Annotated in this window: 15 protein-coding genes and 2 pseudogenes; 5 read left to right on the top strand and 12 right to left on the bottom strand. The window is 57.3% G+C overall.

From position 1 onward, the window contains the following. Positions 1-3 precede the first annotated feature (3 nt). Positions 4-783: pseudogene (locus tag BN32_RS15570) on the bottom strand (hypothetical protein); the annotation flags it as partial. Positions 784-1,023: 240 nt separating this feature from the next. Between BN32_RS15570 and BN32_RS15580 the strand changes: the two are divergent. Next, positions 1,024-1,958: pseudogene (locus tag BN32_RS15580) on the top strand (IS630 family transposase). 286 nt (positions 1,959-2,244) lie between these two features. Here BN32_RS15580 and BN32_RS15585 read toward each other — a convergent pair. From BN32_RS15585 to BN32_RS26870, 4 genes are all read right to left on the bottom strand, one after another. Then, complete coding sequence (locus BN32_RS15585; RefSeq protein ID WP_244438202.1) at positions 2,245-3,813, bottom strand: methyl-accepting chemotaxis protein; 1,569 nt, start codon at positions 3,811-3,813, stop codon at positions 2,245-2,247. 80 nt (positions 3,814-3,893) lie between these two features. Beyond that, positions 3,894-4,673, bottom strand: coding sequence for a substrate-binding periplasmic protein (locus BN32_RS15590; protein WP_084494583.1), 780 nt, complete (start codon positions 4,671-4,673; stop codon positions 3,894-3,896). A gap of 138 nt (positions 4,674-4,811) precedes the next feature. Beyond that, entirely contained in the window at positions 4,812-6,200 is a 1,389-nt protein-coding gene (locus tag BN32_RS15595) for a hypothetical protein (protein WP_152343767.1), read from the bottom strand. Between the two features lie 405 nt (positions 6,201-6,605). Continuing rightward, positions 6,606-7,076 (bottom strand): hypothetical protein, encoded by a 471-nt coding sequence (locus tag BN32_RS26870; RefSeq protein ID WP_152343766.1) that lies wholly within the window; start codon positions 7,074-7,076, stop codon positions 6,606-6,608. A gap of 334 nt (positions 7,077-7,410) precedes the next feature. Here BN32_RS26870 and BN32_RS15605 point away from each other — a divergent pair, with 334 nt between their 5' ends. Further along, positions 7,411-7,758, top strand: a complete 348-nt coding sequence (locus BN32_RS15605) for a hypothetical protein (RefSeq protein ID WP_019199419.1) — start codon at positions 7,411-7,413, stop codon at positions 7,756-7,758. A gap of 129 nt (positions 7,759-7,887) precedes the next feature. Next, positions 7,888-9,303: a multicopper oxidase domain-containing protein gene (locus tag BN32_RS15610; protein WP_019199418.1), complete on the top strand. Its 1,416-nt coding sequence runs from the start codon at positions 7,888-7,890 to the stop codon at positions 9,301-9,303. A gap of 198 nt (positions 9,304-9,501) precedes the next feature. Here BN32_RS15610 and BN32_RS15615 read toward each other — a convergent pair whose 3' ends face one another. The 5 genes from BN32_RS15615 to BN32_RS15640 form a co-directional block, all read right to left on the bottom strand. Continuing rightward, positions 9,502-10,062 carry a GNAT family N-acetyltransferase gene (locus BN32_RS15615; RefSeq protein WP_019199417.1) on the bottom strand — a complete coding sequence of 187 codons (561 nt, stop codon included), beginning with the start codon at positions 10,060-10,062 and terminating at the stop codon, positions 9,502-9,504. Between the two features lie 98 nt (positions 10,063-10,160). Continuing rightward, positions 10,161-11,135, bottom strand: a complete 975-nt coding sequence (locus BN32_RS15620) for an FkbM family methyltransferase (RefSeq protein ID WP_051488536.1) — start codon at positions 11,133-11,135, stop codon at positions 10,161-10,163. Between the two features lie 90 nt (positions 11,136-11,225). Continuing rightward, positions 11,226-11,429 carry a hypothetical protein gene (locus tag BN32_RS15625; RefSeq protein ID WP_019199415.1) on the bottom strand — a complete coding sequence of 68 codons (204 nt, stop codon included), beginning with the start codon at positions 11,427-11,429 and terminating at the stop codon, positions 11,226-11,228. 40 nt (positions 11,430-11,469) lie between these two features. After that, entirely contained in the window at positions 11,470-11,901 is a 432-nt protein-coding gene (locus BN32_RS15630; protein WP_051488537.1) for a cupredoxin domain-containing protein, read from the bottom strand. Positions 11,902-12,994: 1,093 nt separating this feature from the next. Then, a complete protein-coding gene (locus BN32_RS15640; RefSeq protein WP_019199412.1) occupies positions 12,995-14,551 on the bottom strand; it encodes a porin in 1,557 nt (518 codons plus the stop codon). 365 nt (positions 14,552-14,916) lie between these two features. Here BN32_RS15640 and BN32_RS15645 point away from each other — a divergent pair, with 365 nt between their 5' ends. Further along, positions 14,917-15,405, top strand: coding sequence for a MarR family winged helix-turn-helix transcriptional regulator (locus BN32_RS15645; RefSeq protein ID WP_019199411.1), 489 nt, complete (start codon positions 14,917-14,919; stop codon positions 15,403-15,405). A gap of 57 nt (positions 15,406-15,462) precedes the next feature. Beyond that, positions 15,463-16,601, top strand: a protein-coding gene (locus BN32_RS15655; RefSeq protein ID WP_156946987.1) for an IS3 family transposase whose coding sequence is annotated in 2 segments (ribosomal slippage) — positions 15,463-15,727 and positions 15,727-16,601 — 1,140 coding nt in all. Because the reading frame shifts where the segments join, the coding sequence is not laid out codon by codon here. Between the two features lie 262 nt (positions 16,602-16,863). Here BN32_RS15655 and BN32_RS15660 read toward each other — a convergent pair. Further along, positions 16,864-18,120 carry a thiolase family protein gene (locus BN32_RS15660; protein ID WP_019199410.1) on the bottom strand — a complete coding sequence of 419 codons (1,257 nt, stop codon included), beginning with the start codon at positions 18,118-18,120 and terminating at the stop codon, positions 16,864-16,866. A gap of 249 nt (positions 18,121-18,369) precedes the next feature. Continuing rightward, on the bottom strand, positions 18,370-18,771 hold the full coding sequence (locus tag BN32_RS15665) for a hypothetical protein (protein WP_244438186.1): 402 nt from the start codon (positions 18,769-18,771) through the stop codon (positions 18,370-18,372). Positions 18,772-19,008 lie beyond the last annotated feature (237 nt).

Genomic DNA, 19,008 nt, shown 5'->3' on the forward strand with positions numbered 1-19,008 from the left:
GCCCGGAGCCGCACCAGTTCCCTTAGGACCGTAAAATCCGGCGCGGCCGCTAACGGAGAAATAATTGATGCTTTCAGGCAGAAAGCCGAGATCCATGTAGTAGTTCATCTCGACCGCCCAGGTAGGATTGAAGCGCGTGACTCCATCCGGAATACCTGGGTATGGGCCAACTATGGTACCTGTCTGCAGAAACGAGTTGTGATTCCATTCCTGATAGTACATCGGCGCGACGTTGAAGAAGCCCTTATAAGGCAGGTCGAAGCCAAATTGCAGACCGGCCACAACAGCCCGTTTCGCCGGGGCCAAGAAATCGTTTTTGGTGTTTGCGTCCGCTCCGAATACAAACGATACGTTACGCATCGGACCCGCAGAGAAGGCTTTGGTATTGAAGACCTCGTTGAAGCCCAATGTGCTCCGGAATAGTCCGTAGATCTCGGTTGCACCGGCGCAACCCTGGCCAGGGGAGCGGCAGGGAACAGCATAATCGGCACCGTCTGACTTCATCAAAGAGACGCTGAAGAAGTTCGTACCGTAAGCCCACACGTCAAAGTGGGTAAAAGCGACAACCTGCTTTGCCGTCTCACCCGGCTTTCCTGGCGAGGTTCCGGTAAATTGGTAGGCGTAGGTAAGACGGTTATCGTTCACGCGAAAGAACGGCACGTCGATAATGGGCTTAGCCTTGGCAGGCATTGGGGCCACGTCTGCGGCCCAAGCGAAGCTAGTTAGTGCGAGAGTAGCGAGTGATAGCGCTGCCGCTGCCACTGCCTTAGTACGATATTCCATTTAGTTTCCCCCTTTTTTTGTAGTCGATATTGAAGTTGGTCCGAACTTAAAACGTTGTTTATGGATCGCGTCCTATAAATTGCCTATCGCCGCATCTTCGCTGCGGCTTTACACCTGTTGGAACAATATCATCGCGAGCGGGAGCGACTACATTCCTTCCCAGCGATCAGTTTCAAACGGATTGCGAAAGTTCGCCCGGCCGCGATTCAAGATGCTGGCTGGGCGGGAGGCCAGCATCTGATGACGCGACCTCTTTCCAATGATCTGCGCGAGCGTGTTGTTGCTGCGGTGCCGGACGGGCGAACTGCCGGTCGTTTGCGGCACGGTTCGGCGTCGGGGTGTCCTCGGTGGTGAGGTGGCCGCAACAGTATCGGGAGACCGGCTCGGTGAAGCCCGGCAAGGTGGGTGGGCATCGCAAGCGGTGGATCCGCATCGCGCCTTCATTCACGCGCGGATCAGCCAGGCACCGCACCTGACGCAGCACGGGTTGAAGGACGAACTGGCGGCGCGCGGCGTCTGTGTGTCACACAACGCGGTCTAGCAATTTCTGCGGCGCGAGGGACTGCGGTTCAAAAGGCGCTGCTCGCCCTTGAGCAGGCCCGTTCCGACGTCGCCCGCCGGCGACGCCGCTGGCCGTCATGGCAGGCTGGCCTCGATCCCGGCGCCTGGTTTTGATCGATGAGACCTGGATCAAGACCAGCATGGCCCCGCTGCGCGGATGGGGACCGAAGGGCGAGCGCCTGCGCGGCTTCGCGCCCGATGGCCGCCGGCGGACGATGACTTTCCTCGGCACCTTGCGCTGCGATGGCCTCACCGCCCCCTGCGTCTTCGACGGGATCAACGGTGAAGACTTGCGCGCCTATGTCGAACAGCAGCTCGTGCCAGCACTCAGGCCCGGCGACATCGTCATCATGGACAATCCCGGCAGCCACAAGTCGGCGGCGCTGCGCCGCATCATCCGTGCTGCCGGCGCCAGGCTCTGGTATTTGCCGCCCTACTCACCCGACCTCAACCCGATCGAGCAGGCCTTCGCCAAGATCAAGCACTGGATGCGCCTCGCCCAGAAGCGCACCATCGACGACGCGTGGTGACACATCGGTCGTCTCGTTGCCACAATCCAACCCGCCGAATGTAGCACCTACTTCACCAACGCCGGATATGCTTCCGTCAAATGATCGCTCTAGGGATTGTGTGCCGCCGGCGTCGACTCGACACGGATGGCCACTGAACAATCGGACGACACGGGGCCCCGTCCAGATCGCCATGATCCCTTCCGAGCCGCTGCGCCCGCTTGCCATCGAGGATGTTCCTGCGGCAATCGAGTTGAAGGAACGGGATAGAAGCGATAATATTAGGCGTTGATCGCTTGGCTCATCCGACGCAAGCGAGTTCAATGAACGACAAGATTTAAAAATTCGGCATCACAAAATGCGCTGAGAGGTTAAGGCAATTGCTCGCGCGTTAGGCTGCCGCGCGAACGGTCGATACAAAGGCTCGAACCTGATCTTGCAACATCTGAAATTCCTGTAGAAGTTTTTGGCTGGCGGAGAGCAACTCCTGTGTGGCTGCACTTGCCTCGGTAATATTGGCGACGGCCGAAGATACGTTCTGCGCTACAATCTGTGTGCCCGACGCGGCGCGTGACACGCTGCTCGAAATCTCACGAGTTGCAGCACTCTGCTGCTCGATGGCGCTGGAAATACTGGTGGTGATCTCACGAGAGCGATTAGCGACCTCCGCAATCTGTCGAATCTCGATCACAGCTTGTGCGGTGGCGGCTTGTATCGCCTGGACGTTCGCCGAGATTTCGCCCGTCGCACTCGCTGTCTGAGCGGCGAGTGACTTTACTTCCTGCGCAACCACGGCAAAGCCTTTGCCGGCAACACCAGCCGTCGCCGCCTCGATTGTGGCGTTCAAAGCCAAAAGATTCGTCTGCGAAGCGATCTCGTGGATCAGCCGGACAATGTTTCCGATCTTCTGTGCCTGCTCTGATAGCTCGGCGATCGTCCCGGAAGTGCCCTCAGCGGCGTTGGAGGTGATACTGGCTATCGTAGCGCACTCTTGGACCCGATTCGTAATTTCGTCGATGGATGCAGATAACTCTTGGGTTGCGGAAGCGACGGTCTGTACGCTGTCCGACGTGCTGCCGGTTGCCTGCATGATGGCGCGGCTGTTTTGCTCGGCCTGGGTCATCCTGCTGGCCACCGCTTCCGTTCTTGTACCCACCTTGGTGCAAGCGACCGCGATGCTGGTGACGACAGAAGAGACAGTCGATTCGAACTGGCCAACCATACGATTGAGCAAATCGAATCTTTCGCGCTCGGCCTGATTCTTCATCGCATCCCGCTCACCGTTGAGCCGAGCAACCTCATTGGCATTCTGCTTGAACACTTCGACGGCATGTGCCATCCGGCCGACTTCGTCCTGCCTATCAAGCGCCGGGATGATGGTGTCGAGTCCGCCCGAGGACAATTCAGCCATGGCATTCGTTAAGGCTACTATCGGCCGGGTGGACCTCCTGAGAATCCCGAACAGGAGGCCGCAGACGACAACGAGCAAGCCGGCGCCAATTAGACTCAATAAGATGCCTTCCCGGAAAACATTCTCATCAGCGAGCGCCGTCGAGACGCGCAGCTCAAGCGCACCAACAGTTTTTTTCTGGCCCTTGTCATTTCGGACGACAGGCACTTTCTCGGCGATCATCGAACCGGATTCTGAAAACTTAGCGCCATTTGCGACGAATACGTCGCCTCGGTCGTCGATAATTGCGCTTCCTACATATTCGGGATCAACAGCGAGAGCTCCAAGCAATTCCCTGCCGGCCGTTGCGTCCAAATTCCAGAGTATGTCGGCCGCGCTGCGGCCGGCAATCTCTGCAATCAGCTTTGTCTTGATGCTCAACGCGGTGCGCGCAGTCTCTCGATCCTTAATAAGGACGCCGATAACAGATCCAGCGACGAGGGCAACCAAAAGCCCCCCAACCGGCAAGAGAACCCGGAGCATGAGGCTGCAACGAACTAGATTAAACACTTTCAAAAATAGTCGCCTCACCATGACCCCCAGGGCTAACGATCGAGATTTATGCGATCTTAGGGAGATGGCTCGCGCACCTACTTCGAAACTACCCGTCGTTCAGTTGGCATATTTGGAATATTGCCGAGCAGCTTGAGGAAATCCGGATCAACTCTCAGTTCGCCAAGCGCAGAATTGAGGCGTGCCAGGTCTCGTTCAGTATATCTCTTACGGGACAACGTCATTGCCAGAGGAACCTTGTTGACTGCGACGGCCTTGTCCAAGGAGTTACGTGCGGCGAAGTCTAGCTCGCCAGCCACGAAATTTGCGATAATGCCGTCGAGTCGGCCGGCCAGCAGCTTGTCGATATTCTGCTCCTGCGTATTGACCCGTTCGATTGTTATCTCGGAATACTGATCTAAAAGGCCATACGAAAAGCCCAGCCGCCCCCCCAGCTTCTTGCCAGCAAGATCATTTATCGTCTCGAACGGAAAAGTCTTGCCTTTGAGCACGAAAATAACGACGTAATCGGTGAATATCGGCTCGGAAAACCACGAGCCACGCTCACGCGCCGGAGTTGGCGTCGCGTCGATTCCAATGTCGAGGGTGCCCTCTTCCACGTCTCTATAGAAGCGCTGGGCCGGTATCTCCGTTGTCGTTCCGGAAATTCCGATCTTCGAAAGAGCAGCAAGCGCCGTCTTGAGCACGATACCGTCGCGAGCACCATTCTCGATGACACTGTAAGGCGGATTCGACCGAATGCCGATCATCTGCGCCGATGCAGTCCCTACCGAACAGGACACGGCAATCATCATAACAATAGCAAGCAGAGCAGTCCGTCGAAATCCAACCAGCCTTTTTGAAATCCACTCAACCATAATACCCCCTAGTACATTGTCTCAAAAGCCATTCCTGATTCTACTTGTCGAAACGATATCACCGCGAATTGACCCGATTGCCTCTCATCTTAATGATCAGTTTCAAATCCGTTGCGAAAGTGCGCACCTCCGCCTCCTTCAGCGACAATGAGACTTCGATGCCGCCGCCGGCCACCCCCCACACCACGATGCTGAATGGCCGCTGTCCGACAGAGTTGGCGCCGGGTGAGGCGGAAGCAAGCCGCGTCGATGATCGAGAATATGGCTAATCTTGGCCTCTGAACTGAGGAGGCGCGTACTGGCATCCGGATCTATTGGTACAATCGAAATTCCAGCCTGCCGTATACGGGCATCCAATTCCGCGGCGGATAGAAGGCCGACGGCGATTTTCTGATGCATGATGAACCTGTCGACGACGAATGGCTGGCCGGCCTGCCGGCAAACCGTCGGAATGGTGCATACGGCCAAGCCGACGTTTTTCCTGATAGCGTCTGTCTCCTTCGCAACGATAGTCAAACTGCGCTGCGCGTTGTCCCGGTACGTCTGGCTCGTCAGGACCAGATAGGGTTCGAAGCGAGAAATCAGAAGCAAGCGCAAGATGACGACGGCCAGGATAGTAGTCTTCACCATACGTGACGTTGCCTGACGGCAGCCGATGCCGCCCAACGCAAGTCCGAGACCGATGGCTATAGCCGTGACAAGCTCGAACTGCGAGTTCGTGTCGACTCCCTCGCCGGTTTGCTGGAGGAGGTGACTGAGTAAACCGCAAAGGCAGAAAAGCCCGCAAAATTGTGCCTGCCAACTGTTTCGCGCCTGCACGATCCAGATGATGACAATCACGCCGGCCGGAGCGATCCACTGCATATGTCCGATACGCTGGACGATACGGAAAAGCCGGATCTCTCGCGGCGACGATAATTGATACAGAAAATCGGGCCCGAATGCGATCGTAGAGGCTACGAAGCCGACGGCAATCAGTGCGGTCGACGCCGCCATCGCTCTCATGGCCGTGCGCCGATCGTGAATCAGCAGCCAAACGATCGCGGTCGCAGGCGTCGCGAACAGATTATGCTTGAAGAAGCCTGCCAATACCATCAGGGCAAATGCCGGGATCACTGAGCGGCGATCGCGGTAGGCGACGATAAAGCAGACCATACCCGCCATCATGATACTGCCGGCGAAAATCTGCGGATCGTTCATGCCGGCGAAAATGTCGAAATGACGCGACATCACAGCGACGTACCACGCGACGGACAGTGTTACGGCTGCCGCTCCCCCGCCCATGATCCGGGTGGAAAGGCCGCAACCAGCTGCAGTTATAAGGATACCGAGCAGAGAAAGACATCGACCGATAATTATGGCGTCAAGGCTCAAAACTCTCGTAAGCCAATGCGCCAGGATGAATGAAAGAGGAGGATAGTTATTCGCGATCAGCGCGTCAGACGGAGGATAGAGCGGCAACCCGGCGGCCAGTCTGTCGCCTGATAAGCATTCCAAGACTCGTTGACATCGATTTCGAGCGGCCATTGCGCACGCCACACGAGCCAATTGAAGAAAATAACTGCTAGAGCGACGAGCAGAGCGATCAGAATGTTGGGCGAGCCAAGGCGGCTCCTAAGCGCGGTCATACAGCTTCTTTCCTAAGATCCCGGGGTCGCTGTGGTAGTCGCGCGCAAAGTCTTCAGGGATGTTCATCATGGGTGAACATCCTCTCGCGCGACTAATGGCGTTTCGCCGTTGTCAGTTTTCAAACCGCTTCAAAAGCTGCAGGACAGCGCGAGCATGACGACAGGCGCCAAACCTAAGATCTTGGCTCTGAATAGACCGCCAAGTTCGCCCAACGCTCTGGCGCATATGCCTTCGAGAAACTGACGATGAATCAGGTTCGCACGCCCTTAGCGGGGCACGACTCCGAAACTCGTCAAGCTCAGATCAGGAAATGGGGGGACGATAGAGGCGAACTGGAGCATTGTCCGCGACATTACGGTTGAGGGCGCCCACGCAAAGCGACGGCGGAACCGAAGGCTGCACAAATTCCGTAACCGTCGCCGGCAACGCCGTTACACAAGTCAGTCCGCAGCATTGACTGTCTGCAGACTTGTGCTGATCAGATGATGGCGCTTCTGTGAACACTGACGGCCCGCGTTCACCACGCGCTTGCTTTGAAAGCGGGCTCGAATATTTGTCGGCTTCAAAGTCAACATCGGCGTGTTGTACAGTACGAGCATCTTGACCGTGGACATGCGCAATGCCCGCAGCGCGGTTCTCGTCGGCAAGACATTGCGCTTTCCGCGCTTCGCTGAACGCGAAGGAAAGACCCGGCACCAACACGCAAAATTGATAGATCACCGCGAGTAGCAGTCCTGCCCTCAGTCGCATTGATCTGTCGACATGCGTCAACATGAATGTGGCTTATCTCGAGAATTGGATGCTGAGTACTATGCATAACACTTACGTCAGATCGTCGTTTGCGCCAAGGCCTGTCATATCTCAACCCAGTATTTCCTTCGACTGTTGCGACACGATCTGCCTGAACGCGATGCGTTGTCAGCTTGCGGGTCTCCCCCTCCAGAGCTTCCGGCTTGCGCACCGCGACGCGCCGCAAGCCGACCCGCAACGATCCCGCCGGGAAAACTGATTGCAAGCGGACGGGAGAGCTGCCGACTCCCACGCTCAAGGACGATCTGCCGCACCTCTTGGACTGGCAACAGTATGGGCATGTTGTTATCTCGCAACAATGACGCTGAAGACGATCCGGCCATTTCTAGCGCTGATCTTGACGTTCGCTCTGCTGCTCGGGCACATGACACATGGTGCCCAGGCAATTGCGATGGACGCCCGAATGACCTTCACCGCGACTGAAGCGAGCGTGTCAGCGGAATGTGACGGCTGCGCCGATGGCGACAGCAGAATGACCGAATGTGCATGCGCCATACCGTGCAGCAGCATGGTCGCGATTCCGGCGGCGGAGTTTATCCTTCCTGCTTTTCCTCTCATCACTTTTGATCAGGTCGCGACCCCTTCGGGTACTGAATGGATCGCCCCGCCGATCGCATCCCCTCCAAAGTTTGTTATCCGGACCTAAGGCGCGTCGCGTTCCGCGATAGCGCCTCGTGTGCGCGGTATCGGTATGTCTCTTCTGACACACGGGTAGCGCTTCCAGCCCTCCGCAGCAGCCCAAGGATGACGATCAATGACACCAATTCACTCTTCGATGCTCGACCGACGAGCAATTCTCCTCGCCGGCGCAAGTCTTGCCACAACAGCATCCTTGCTTCGTGCCGCACCCGCTCCAGAATCGCCGATCAAGCAATTCAGACTGATTGCCGCTCCCAGCCGTCAGTCTATTTTTGGCGCTTCCGGTCCCGACACAGATGTCTGGTCATATGGAAGCAATGTTCCAGGCCCGGAACTTCGGGTCCGTCAGGGTGACCGCATCCAGGTGCTGGTCGAGAACCGATTGCCCGAGGAAACGACCGTACATTGGCACGGGCTGCGCGTACCCAATGCCATGGACGGTGTCGCGCACATCACCCAGAAGCCGATCGGCCCCGGCGAGACCTTCACGTATGAGTTCGACTGCCTTGATGCGGGTACGTTCTGGTATCACCCGCATCATCACAGCTCCGCACAGGTCGCGCGCGGTCTCTATGGAGCACTGATCGTCGACGAGCGGAATCCGATCGCCGTCGATCGTGACATCACATGGGTGCTCAGCGACTGGCGCCTGCAGAAAGATGCATCGATCAAGAACGATTTCAATAACCTGCACGACGTCGGCCACAACGGCCGCATCGGAAACACCGTCACCGTGAACGGCCGCATTCCCGGCAACTTCGACGTCCGCGCCGGCGAACGCATCCGTCTGCGCCTGATCAACGCTGCCAATGCACGCATCTTCGGTCTTGAGTTCGAGGGGCACACACCACAGGTGATTGCCCTTGATGGCCATCCGGTCGAACCGCACGCTCCTGCCAACAATCGCATCGTCCTTGGTCCCGCCATGCGAGCAGACATCTTGCTCGATCTGCGTGGACAGCCGGGCAAGCGCTACCGTGTAGTCGATACCTTTTATCGCCGCCGTGAATACAAACTCCTGGACCTTGCGTATGACGATGCGGCCCAACTGCGGGATCTCGCAGACGCAAAGCCGATCCGCCTCCCCGCCAATCCGCTGTCGGAACCCGATCTGGAGAATGCCGAGCGGCACGACATCACGCTCGGCGGAGGGATGATGGGCGGCATGATTTCAGCGATAATGGACGGTCAGCGCGCCAACATGCGAACGCTCATGCACAACGGCCTCTTATGGTCGATCAATGACGTTGCCGCCAAAGGGCACACCCTTGATCCATTCCTCACACTGAAACGAAACCAATCCTGTCGCCTGACCCTCATCAACGACACGGCTTGGCACCATCCGATGCATTTGCATGGTCACGTCTTTCGGGTGATAGCGCGTAACGGTCAGCCGACACGCCACAGCGAATGGCAGGACACGGCGATGATGGACCCGCGCGAGCGCGTCGAAATTGCGTTCGTTGCGGACAATCCAGGCGACTGGATGTTCCATTGCCATATCCTGGAGCATCAGTCCGGCGGCATGTTCGGGCTGATACGCGTCATATGAAGGCGGCGCGCGCTGGTAGCGCCCACATGCATCCGGCATGATCGGCTGAGCGTCGCCACTCAAAATTGCGACCAAACGAGAACCTGTCGTTCGCCGGGGCTTTCACCCAGACACCGGCGCCAGACGCCGAAGAACACGTCAAACCGCCAAGCCAAGTGCATACAAGGCCCTCTTGAGATACGCCTGCAAGGTTTCGCTTCACCGAATTTCCGCTTCAACTCCGATCGGCAACATCATGAGAAGGCTTCCACCCGTTCGCGACAAATCTGGGTGCCAGGAGATACTCGCGCGACGAACCTCCTTGAAACCAGCATGAAAATAGAATGCGACAGCTTCCGTGTTGTCCGCCCAAACATGCACCGTCACAGACGGAAACAACTGCCTTGTGCCGTCTTCGATGACCGCAGCCAGCAAAGCCGCGCCTACGCCCAGCCTGCGGTAACCAGGCAGAACAGCGATGCTGTTTAGTAGATAGCTAGTGGGTTCGTTGAGCTCCACGCGTGGCCGCAGCAATTCCTCACGCTCAGTCAATACCAAACCCGCGATCTCAGATTCAATCAGCCGGGCGGGAAACGCGTTTGCCATGCCAACGATTCGATCGCCTGACTCCGCAATTATGCAATTCTCATGCGAGAGTATTCCCGTCGTCGCAGCAGCCATCTCGCGATAAACTGGCATTGCTTCTGCTGTAGGGTCGATCCCGCGCAGGATGAACGCAAGTGTATCGCCATCCGCGAGATAGGCCAATTTCGCAATCATACCACTGTCTTCGCGCGTCGCAGGTCTGATCGCAATGTGTCTGCGGCCGGTGGCTTTGTTCGCAAATGCTGGAGGCCTGCCACCCCTGCCCGAGCTGGTCATCGGTAAGCCCACGTCGCTGAGAGCAGTCTATCTTCCCACAGAGGGCTTGACGTCGCGAAGACATTGTAACCCACCCAGGCGTGCCGCTTGATCCGATCAAGATCGGATGGTTCGGTCACCGCAAAAAAGAGGCCTTTCGCTGGGTCGAAGGCAAATGTCTTGAGGCCGGTACTTTGAATAAGGTGACGAGTGACGCTGTGTGTCCGGTCGGCTCCGTGATCTTCGCAAACAACAACGCTGTCGCCAGCCAACATCTGGCGAGCCCCTCCCAGCGACTCTATCTCCTGCCCTTCCACGTCCAACTTGATCAGACATGGTAAGGAAGTGTCGATGAGCCCTTCATCTGCCAATCCGTCTACCGAAATCATCCTGACCGCATCGCGTTCTTCAGATTCGATAGGTATTGCTGCGAAGGCTTCATGCTTTTGACCCACGATCCTCGCGTAACCAATCGATTGTTCACCGATGGCGGCGTTAAGACATCGAAAGCGGCCATCGTTCAGCCTGGCATTGGCTTCGAGCCGCACTGCGTTCGCCGGAGCAGCCTCGATCGCCAGCGCTGATTGCTTGCCGAACGGCTCGCTGGTCGCAAGCACTGACCAGTATCCGAAATTCGCGCCACAATCGATTAAAGTGTATTTAAGCCCGGCTGCGCTCCGGAGCAGGGCTTCCATTTCCTCCTCATAGTCGTAACGACGATTGAGGATCCTGCTCCAGTATGGGTCGGCAAGCGGAATCGCGAAGGCCGCATCGGAATTCAACTTCACCACAATATCGCGGTTCGTCGCCAAGATGGAAACCATCTTGCATCCAAGTCCATAGCCGCGGTGACCAAACGGCCTGGTCAGCACGGACCCGGCCCGGAGCGCGCCGACCGCTATCGTGTCGAGCGGACTGGCGCCGGTCAGAATCCCGGTTTCGCGGTCGTATATGATCGTCGGTGTGTCCGCCGCAGCGGCAATTCGGCTCAAGCGAGGCCTCCCTTCAGGTCGGAACATGCAATCCTATCGAACGGCCCGGTGATACGATGGTTCGAAGACCTTCGCGCGGACCGCCGCTCCTTACTTGCTGTTCTGCATCTTGGTAATCGTGATACCGGCGGCTGCCATTTCCGCTTCAAACCAACCCGTGTCGCCAACCTGGAATTGCTTGGGCATCGACGCATTCTCGTCGACCCTCTTCACCTCGCCCGTCAACATCGCGCTCTGCACGGCAGTGAACGTCGTAAAGTGAGGGACCCCGGTTACGATACTCCGTGCCTTCATGGTAGTTCCTTTCAATTTTCTATGGACTGTTCGTGGCGAGTTACTTCACGACGACGATACCGACCATGCCAGCTTCACGATGTCCGGGGACCAAGCAGGCGAATTCGAACTCGCCTGGTTTGCTGAACTTCCAGACGATCTCGCTCGACTTCTTTGGAGCAAGTTGCCTGGCGTTTGGATCGTTGCGCTCCATGTCCGGGTTCTTCATCGCCTCACCATGTTTGAGACGATCTGCCGCGCAACCGAGGGCGAACTCATGATCCAGTTCGCCGTTGTTGCGCAACATGAACTTGATTTGCTCGCCCGCCCTCACGTCGACTTTCGCCGGCATGAACATCATCCTTCCGTCTATCTCGCCCATGGTCACTTTGACAATGCGTGCCGCCCGCTTTGCATCGCCTGGTTCACTGGCTGAGAATGAATCGTGATGGGAGTGGCCCGAAGTCCCTTCGACAGCCCGAGCCGACCCCATCAGGGGCGCGACCGTCGAGCGGCAACCTACGTGGGCTACCGTCGCACTTGGAGCCGCCGGATCCTGCTCGTTCAAGGCGATAGGGACCGCGCATCCCGACGCCAGGCCGCCCAGAGCAGACAGAGCTGCCGCTGCGACGCTGATGCTCTGATAATGATAGACTTTGCGCACCACCGAATGAACGGCGGGGAGCTTCGCCCCACACTGCGCGAACATGACAGGTTTCCTGAACCGTAATGAATAAAGGTGTGCAAAGCCCTCAACGGGTTCAGCACCAGTTCATCGCCAGTTCAGGAAATGGGAGGACGATATTGCCGGGGGGGGTCATTGTCGGCGAGATGCCAATAGATCTCAGATGCAAAACGCGACGTCGGCTGAGAAGGCCTAACGACTTCGACCAAAGCTGCGGGCAATGCATTGACGCAAATCATACCGCAGCATTGCATCCCAGAAGACTGGTGGTGGTCATCCGTGGGGACTGACGTTTCGCCAGCGATCGATATCGGATCGTCAGTAGTGTCCGACATGCCGACATGGCTGTATACTGCGGGATGTGCGTGGGCACGGCTATCCCTTTGAACATCCTGCAAAATGCGCGCACCCGATTGATGGACGTGCATGATGCTGGTTTGGTGGCTTCCGTTCGTAGGGCACAGCGCTGTACGGGGCCCATCGCTCAATGCAAACGAGAAGCTCGGCGCCACTACGCAAAGCAAATAGACCAGGGCAAGAAGCCATCCAGCCCTCAATCGCTTAGCTTTGGTGAGATGCACGAACATTCCCGGATGCCGGATTTGCAACAAATTTATATTGGGTCTGAGTCCCAGAGCATAGACGCGAACCAAACGGCTGCCAAGCGCTCCCGGATTAGCCATCAGTGACCGGCTGGTCCCCACGAACGCCATGAGTTCCAGCAGCCTGGCGTTATGAATCATGCGTTGGCGCACATTCGGGCGAGGTTTCGCGAGCTCGTTTGCCTAGCGATGCCATAGTAAAACCCCCGGCAGGGCATTGCCGGGGGTTCTGGAGGTTTTAGACTTCATTAGGATTCGACTTGAATCTCCCTTTGAATCTCCTTTCAGTAGCGTTGCACTCAGAAGGTGCGGCGGACGCGGACGTTGCCCGACCAGATACCCTGGTCCTTGTAGTCGTAGGTTCCGGCTGGCTTGAAGCCGCCGATCAGATTCGCACCGGTCGTGCTGATCGAACCAGTGTTGAACTGATCGAGCATGGTGTACATCACCTCGCCCGAGAAGGTCAGGTTGCGGACAGGGGTCCAAGCGGTGCGGGTACCGACCTGCCAGATGTTGAAATCCGGGTTGCAGGAGTAGCCGTTAGCCGTTGCACCGCCAGTGAGCGCGCCAACCGATGCAACCTGACGTACGCAGATCGCAGCAGACGCATTCCTGTTGTAGTCGACGCGGGTGTAGCTGCCGAACACGCTGGATTCCCAGTTCGGGGTCCAGTTGTGCACGAAGGTGCCACGGAAGCCCCAAGCCTTGGTCTTCTCGATGCTGCCACCGTTGGTGTAAACGCCGTCATACAGGTTGATCGAAGCGAACGACTGGTAGCTGCCGGCGTTGACCGCGGAGCCGAAGTTGTCGAACGTGTTGCCGGTTACGCCGCTGATCACATACTTCGGAGCACCGTCCGTGTAGGTGAAATCAAGCGACAGCTTGTCGCCAGCGCCGGTAAACAGTTGCTTCAACTGAAGACCACCGGCGACAGCAAAGCCCCAGACACTGCTCGGACGACCGGAGCCCTCGTTGCCGAGACCACCAGCAACAGTGCTGTAGTAATTGGCATTGACATTGTGGGCAGCACCCGAGATCTGGGCAGTAAATGCCGCCTGATCGATTTTCACGTTACCGGTGATGTCAGGTGACAACTGACCGCCCGTACCGTTCTGGTTTGCGGCCAGTGCGCCGGCGCCGAGATAGGCACCTGCGGTAGCGGCTGCAGTTGCGCCGCCGATAACAGCGCTGGCGTTCAACAGTGGCGCACGGTTGATGGCCTTGTTGTCTTCAAGACCCAACTGAGCCGACAGGCCGTTGCCGAACTGCCACGTGTAGGCGATCTGGTTGATGCCAGTCGCGTTGTCGTAGCCGCCGATCAGGAATGCGGTGTTGTTGTTGGCGCCGTAAGCACCCCAAGGCGTCTGGAAGGTCGAGAGCGCCTTACCGAAGGTAAAGCCGGCGAACTGGACGAAGCCGTAGTCCACCGTGAGGTTGCCCGACGACGGCCCGAAGCCCGTGCTGTGCTCGAAGTGGCTCGACCAGTAGGTGCGAACCACACCGTATTCGGTGGCGGTACGGGTATCAATGTTGAGCTGAACGCGTGCGCGGGTCGTGAACGAATCCGAATTGCGGCTCTCGGTGCCGAAAACACCTGCCCCGTTGGGACCTGCGGTTTCATTCCACGCCGGCCCGTTGTAGTTGTTGCCGTTGATGTTGGCGTCGGCCTGAATGTAACCACCCAGCTTGATGCAGGTGTCAGTGCCGGGCATGTAGTAGAAACCGGCGCCATAAAGGGAGCAGATCTTCACGTACTGAACGGCTTTCGCCTTGACGGGAAGATCAGCTGCCTGTGCCCCTGCGATCGCGACGAAACCCGCCGCCGAACCAAGGATAAGGCTCTTAATCTTGCTCATAAATCCTCCAAGTTTGCTCTGTTGGGGAAGGTTCAGTCCATCGGTGCAAGCCGCACCGGATGGCCCTTCATCCCCGCTAACCGCCCGGCCGCCTCGCGCCTTCGGACACCCCTCGCGTGAACGCGAGCGACTTTGGCGAAGCCTCCAAACGGGATGACTCTGAGGTGCCCCCCCGTCACCTAAAAATGATGCCACATGAAATTACTTAACTCCATTAATTAATTTCAGTAACAATCAGGTTAGCCGTGAGTGTTGCCCTGCGGCAACAGGCGCGCGAACGGGCGCGTATTCGGGGAGGTTCGATCCTTGCCTCAAACCGGCGATTGACCTAGGCCCTTCGTCAAAGTCCTTTGGGGAATCCGCAAATGGTCGCTCGGAAGAGAAATCCGAAAGATACTGATTTTCCAGCTGACGGAGTGGTCACGCAGAGCCACGCGGCCAACACCGGCCGAAACCCTGCCGCAGTCCGACAACTGCTATGGGATGTGGCCGCTATCAATATCCATCTTGGGGTCATCGATAAAATCTGGGCCAATCGGCTTGGCGTTTCCGAACCCCAATGGCTCATTCTTAAAGCAATTGAAGATTTGGACAGAGGAGACGGGGTCTCCGGAATCGAGGTTTCCGCGAAACTTCATATCTATCCCGCATTTGTAACCAATCAAACCAAGAGTCTGGAGAAGTCCGGATTTCTCAGGCGAACCGTGTCGGCTACCGATGGTCGCGTCGTCTTGATGTTTCTAACGGCAAAAGCCCGCAGAGAAATGGACAAACTTGCCGTCAACCGTCGCGAGGCTGATAGAGCCATCTTTGCGAGTTTGAACGATGAGACTCTAAGGGACGTCATGACCTGACCGGGCTTTTTTGGACCAAGCTTTGTGAGAAACTGAGCTTGGAAAGGAGCTTTGGTCATGCCGAAGAAGAGGTTTAATGCGGAGCAGATCGTGGTGCTGCTGCGCCAGATTGAAGTATTGATGTCGCAGGGCAAGGCAGCGCCGGTGGCCTGTCGGGAAGCCGGAATTTCGCAGCAGAGTTATTATCGCTGGCGGAAGGAATACGGTGGCCTTGAGCTCGATCAGGCGAAGCGGATGAAGGATCTGGAGCGGGAGAATGTCCGCCTCAAGCGTCTCGTCGCCGATCTGTCGCTTGAGAAGCAGGTGCTCAAGGACGTTGCCTCGGGAAACTTATAAGCCCTGAGCGGCGACGGCAGGCGGTGGAGGGCATTCGAGGGAAGTATGGTCTCTCGGAACGCCAAGCCTGCCGGATCGTCGGCCAGCACCGCGGAACACAGCGATACACCACCATCGTTCGATCTGATGAGGATGCGTTGACGAGAGCGATTATCTCTCTTGCGTCCCAATATGGGCGATATGGCTATCGTCGGATCACGTCGCTGCTGGTCGATGCCGGCTGGCAGGTCGGGTGTGATCGGGTCCAGCGGATCTGGCGCCGTGAGGGGCTAAAAGTACCCAGCAAACAGCGACCGCGCGGCCGGCTGTGGCTCAACGACGGATCCTGCATCCGTTTGCGGCCGCAGCATCGTAACCATGTCTGGAGCTACGACTTCGTCGAGGCGCAGACCCATGATGGCCGTAAGCTCCGGCTCATGACGCTGATCGACGAGTTTACCAGGGAATGCCTGGCGATCAGGGTTGCACGTCGCATCAACAGCTTCGGCGTCATCGACACCATGGCCGATGTGATGCTTGCTAAAGGCGTCCCTGAGCACATCCGGTCGGACAACGGCGCGGAGATGACGGCCAAGATCGTGCGCAGCTGGTTCGGAAAGCTCGGAGCAAAGACGCTCTACATTGCGCCCGGCAGCCCATGGGAAAACGGCTACTGCGAGTCCTTCAACGGCAAACTGCGCGACGAATGCCTGAACGGTGAAATCTTTTACAGCCTAAAGGAGGCTACCGTCGTCATCGAGCAATGGCGCAAGCACTTCAACACGATCCGACCGCACTCATCTCTGAGCTACCGGCCGCCGGCACCGCAAACATCGGCGCCGACACTGCAGCATCTGGATCGGAGCGCAGCGATGCAGTAGTCTCTATCCAGCTGGTCCAAAATATCCGTCAGGTCAGTCACTGAAAAGCTAAATCGAATTCGGAAGGACGCTGAACGGATTGCGGGGATCTTGTTAGTCGAAAGCAAAAGCGAATGAGATCCGCGCGCAATCCATAACTGAATCAAATGCGTCTACTCCGCAGAGTGCGCCCTTTGCGCACCTGATAGCGTTCTTCGTGCGCGCGCGATCGCTGCAGGAGCGCCCAACCCGGTCAGAAAGATTCCAATCATCGACCCGGCGCCTATCGAGACCGCTCGTAGATGGTGACGGCAGCCAAGGCCTCCCCCATTCCAATCAAGCCTCCGCCATTCTGTTGTAATCCAATAACCGCATTCTGGACCTGCCGCTTTCCAGCCTCTCCTCTCAACTGAGTCACGAGCTCATAACACATGGAGAGACCGGTCGCGCCGATTGGGTCTCCTTTAGAAACGAGGCCTCCAGACGTGTTAACGGGGAGCGTACCGCCGATCTTGGTTGCACCACTTCCAACGAACTGTCCCCCTTCACCGATCCTGCAAAAACGCATCATCTCGCATTGATAGATCTCACTGAAGGAAGTTGCATCGTGGATTTCTGCTACGTCCACGTCGCTCGGACAAAGGCCCGCTACAGCGTATGCTCTGTCCGCCGCGGCGCGCGTCAAGCTTAGCTCGTCGGGCAGTCGATACTTGCCACCCATTATGCCCTGTGCCCGAATCTTGATTGCGCGATCTTTTACTGACGCCGAAACCGTTCTTAAGTACCGCTCAGAACAAACAATCGCAGCAGCAGCGCCATCTCCGATTGGAGCGCACATCGCTCTCGTTAGAGGCGCGCTCACCATCCGATCGGCGAGAACTGATTCCGGCGACATTCCCAAGCGATACTGTGCCTTCGGATTCAGAGCGCCGTTGTTGTAATTCTTGGCTGCGCCAACCGCAATTTGTTCGGCAGTCGCCTTGAACTTCTTCATGTAATAGCTTGCCTGGATTGCGTACGCATCAATCGCCATCAGTCGATCAATGCTTAACCCAAATGGCATCCCGACGCTTTCACCCGGTCGCTGGTGGTTCTCGATCAGATCCAACGGGTCCGTGCGATCAGAACCCTCCGCAATCTCCGCCAGAAGGCTTCGGGCCTGCTCCCGGTCGTAGAGCTTCTCCACGCCGATAGCTAAGGTAAGATCCGCATCGCCTGCGCGAATTTCCTTAATTGCACCGGCCAACGCAATACTTCCCGTCGCGCAGGCACCTTCAACGTTAAAGATGGGCGCACAATCGGGAAAAAGCCCTTGATGCACAAGCGGGATGAAACTGACACTCCCGCGAGTCATGGCCTGCCCCCAGTAACTCATCAGGCAATTTCCAAACCAGGCGGCAGACAAATCTAGTCCGCTATCCATACCTGCGTCATGCAAAGCTCCGACGTAAGCTTCACGAACCAGATCCGCAAAGCTCCTATCTGGCCACGGTTGAAACGCGGTGCTGTAGGCGCCCAGTACATAAACATTACTCGCCATTCCCGTAACTCTCCCCGTCAGGCTGCATGATTTTCATACGGCCCGCTGTCGTCCGCTCCCATGAGAACGAAACTCGGACTGATACGGCTCACCGACCAAATTCGCGCAGCACGCTCGGGTAAGTGGACGAGCGCCAAAAGAGCGGCGGCCGCCTCGCACCAAACTGCGCAAGCATGATGCTCCCGAACTGTCGATGAACCACAAGCACACGTGCCTTCAATAGGCACGGCACCACGTCATTCCGTCAGTTCAGGAAATGGGGGGGCGATAGCGTCGGGAGGGAGTGTTATCGACGACGCCTCGATAGTTCTCGGACGCACAGGCGGACGTCAGCGCGGTGGGATTGACGATCGTCATGACCGTCGCAGGCAGCGCACTCACGCACACTATACTACAGCACTGCGCGCCCAAGGCATCATGCTGGCCGTTCGCAGGGACCGGCGCTTCGGCACCCACAGTATTCATATCACCAAAGCTGTCGGATTGGCCGGAATGCGCATGGATGCCGGAATGGTCGTGCGCATGCCCCCCCCCGGTAAACGCGAAGGAAACACCCGGCGCCAGCACGCAAAGCACATAGGCCAAGGCGAGCAGCCACCCGGCCTTCCGTCGCTCAGTTCTGGTCAACCGCACGAACATCCAGCTCTTCAATTCCGATATCAAACACGCCGCAATATATGGAACTTAGTGGGAAACCGTTTCTTCGCCAAGTGCCAACATGTCTCATTAGAGCAACATGTCTCATTAGAGAGAGAGAGAGAGAGAGAGAGAGAGAGAGAGACGTACGTTCGTCGCGACGTCCTACCTACCCTTCCCGTCGACGACGTACGTCGGACCGACCGGAACCCGGACCGTACTACTACTACGTAGTTCGGGTACGGTAACGAA

Origin of the sequence: Afipia birgiae 34632 (assembly GCF_000308295.2) — a bacterium.
Classification (GTDB): Bacteria; Pseudomonadota; Alphaproteobacteria; order Rhizobiales; family Xanthobacteraceae; genus Afipia; species Afipia birgiae.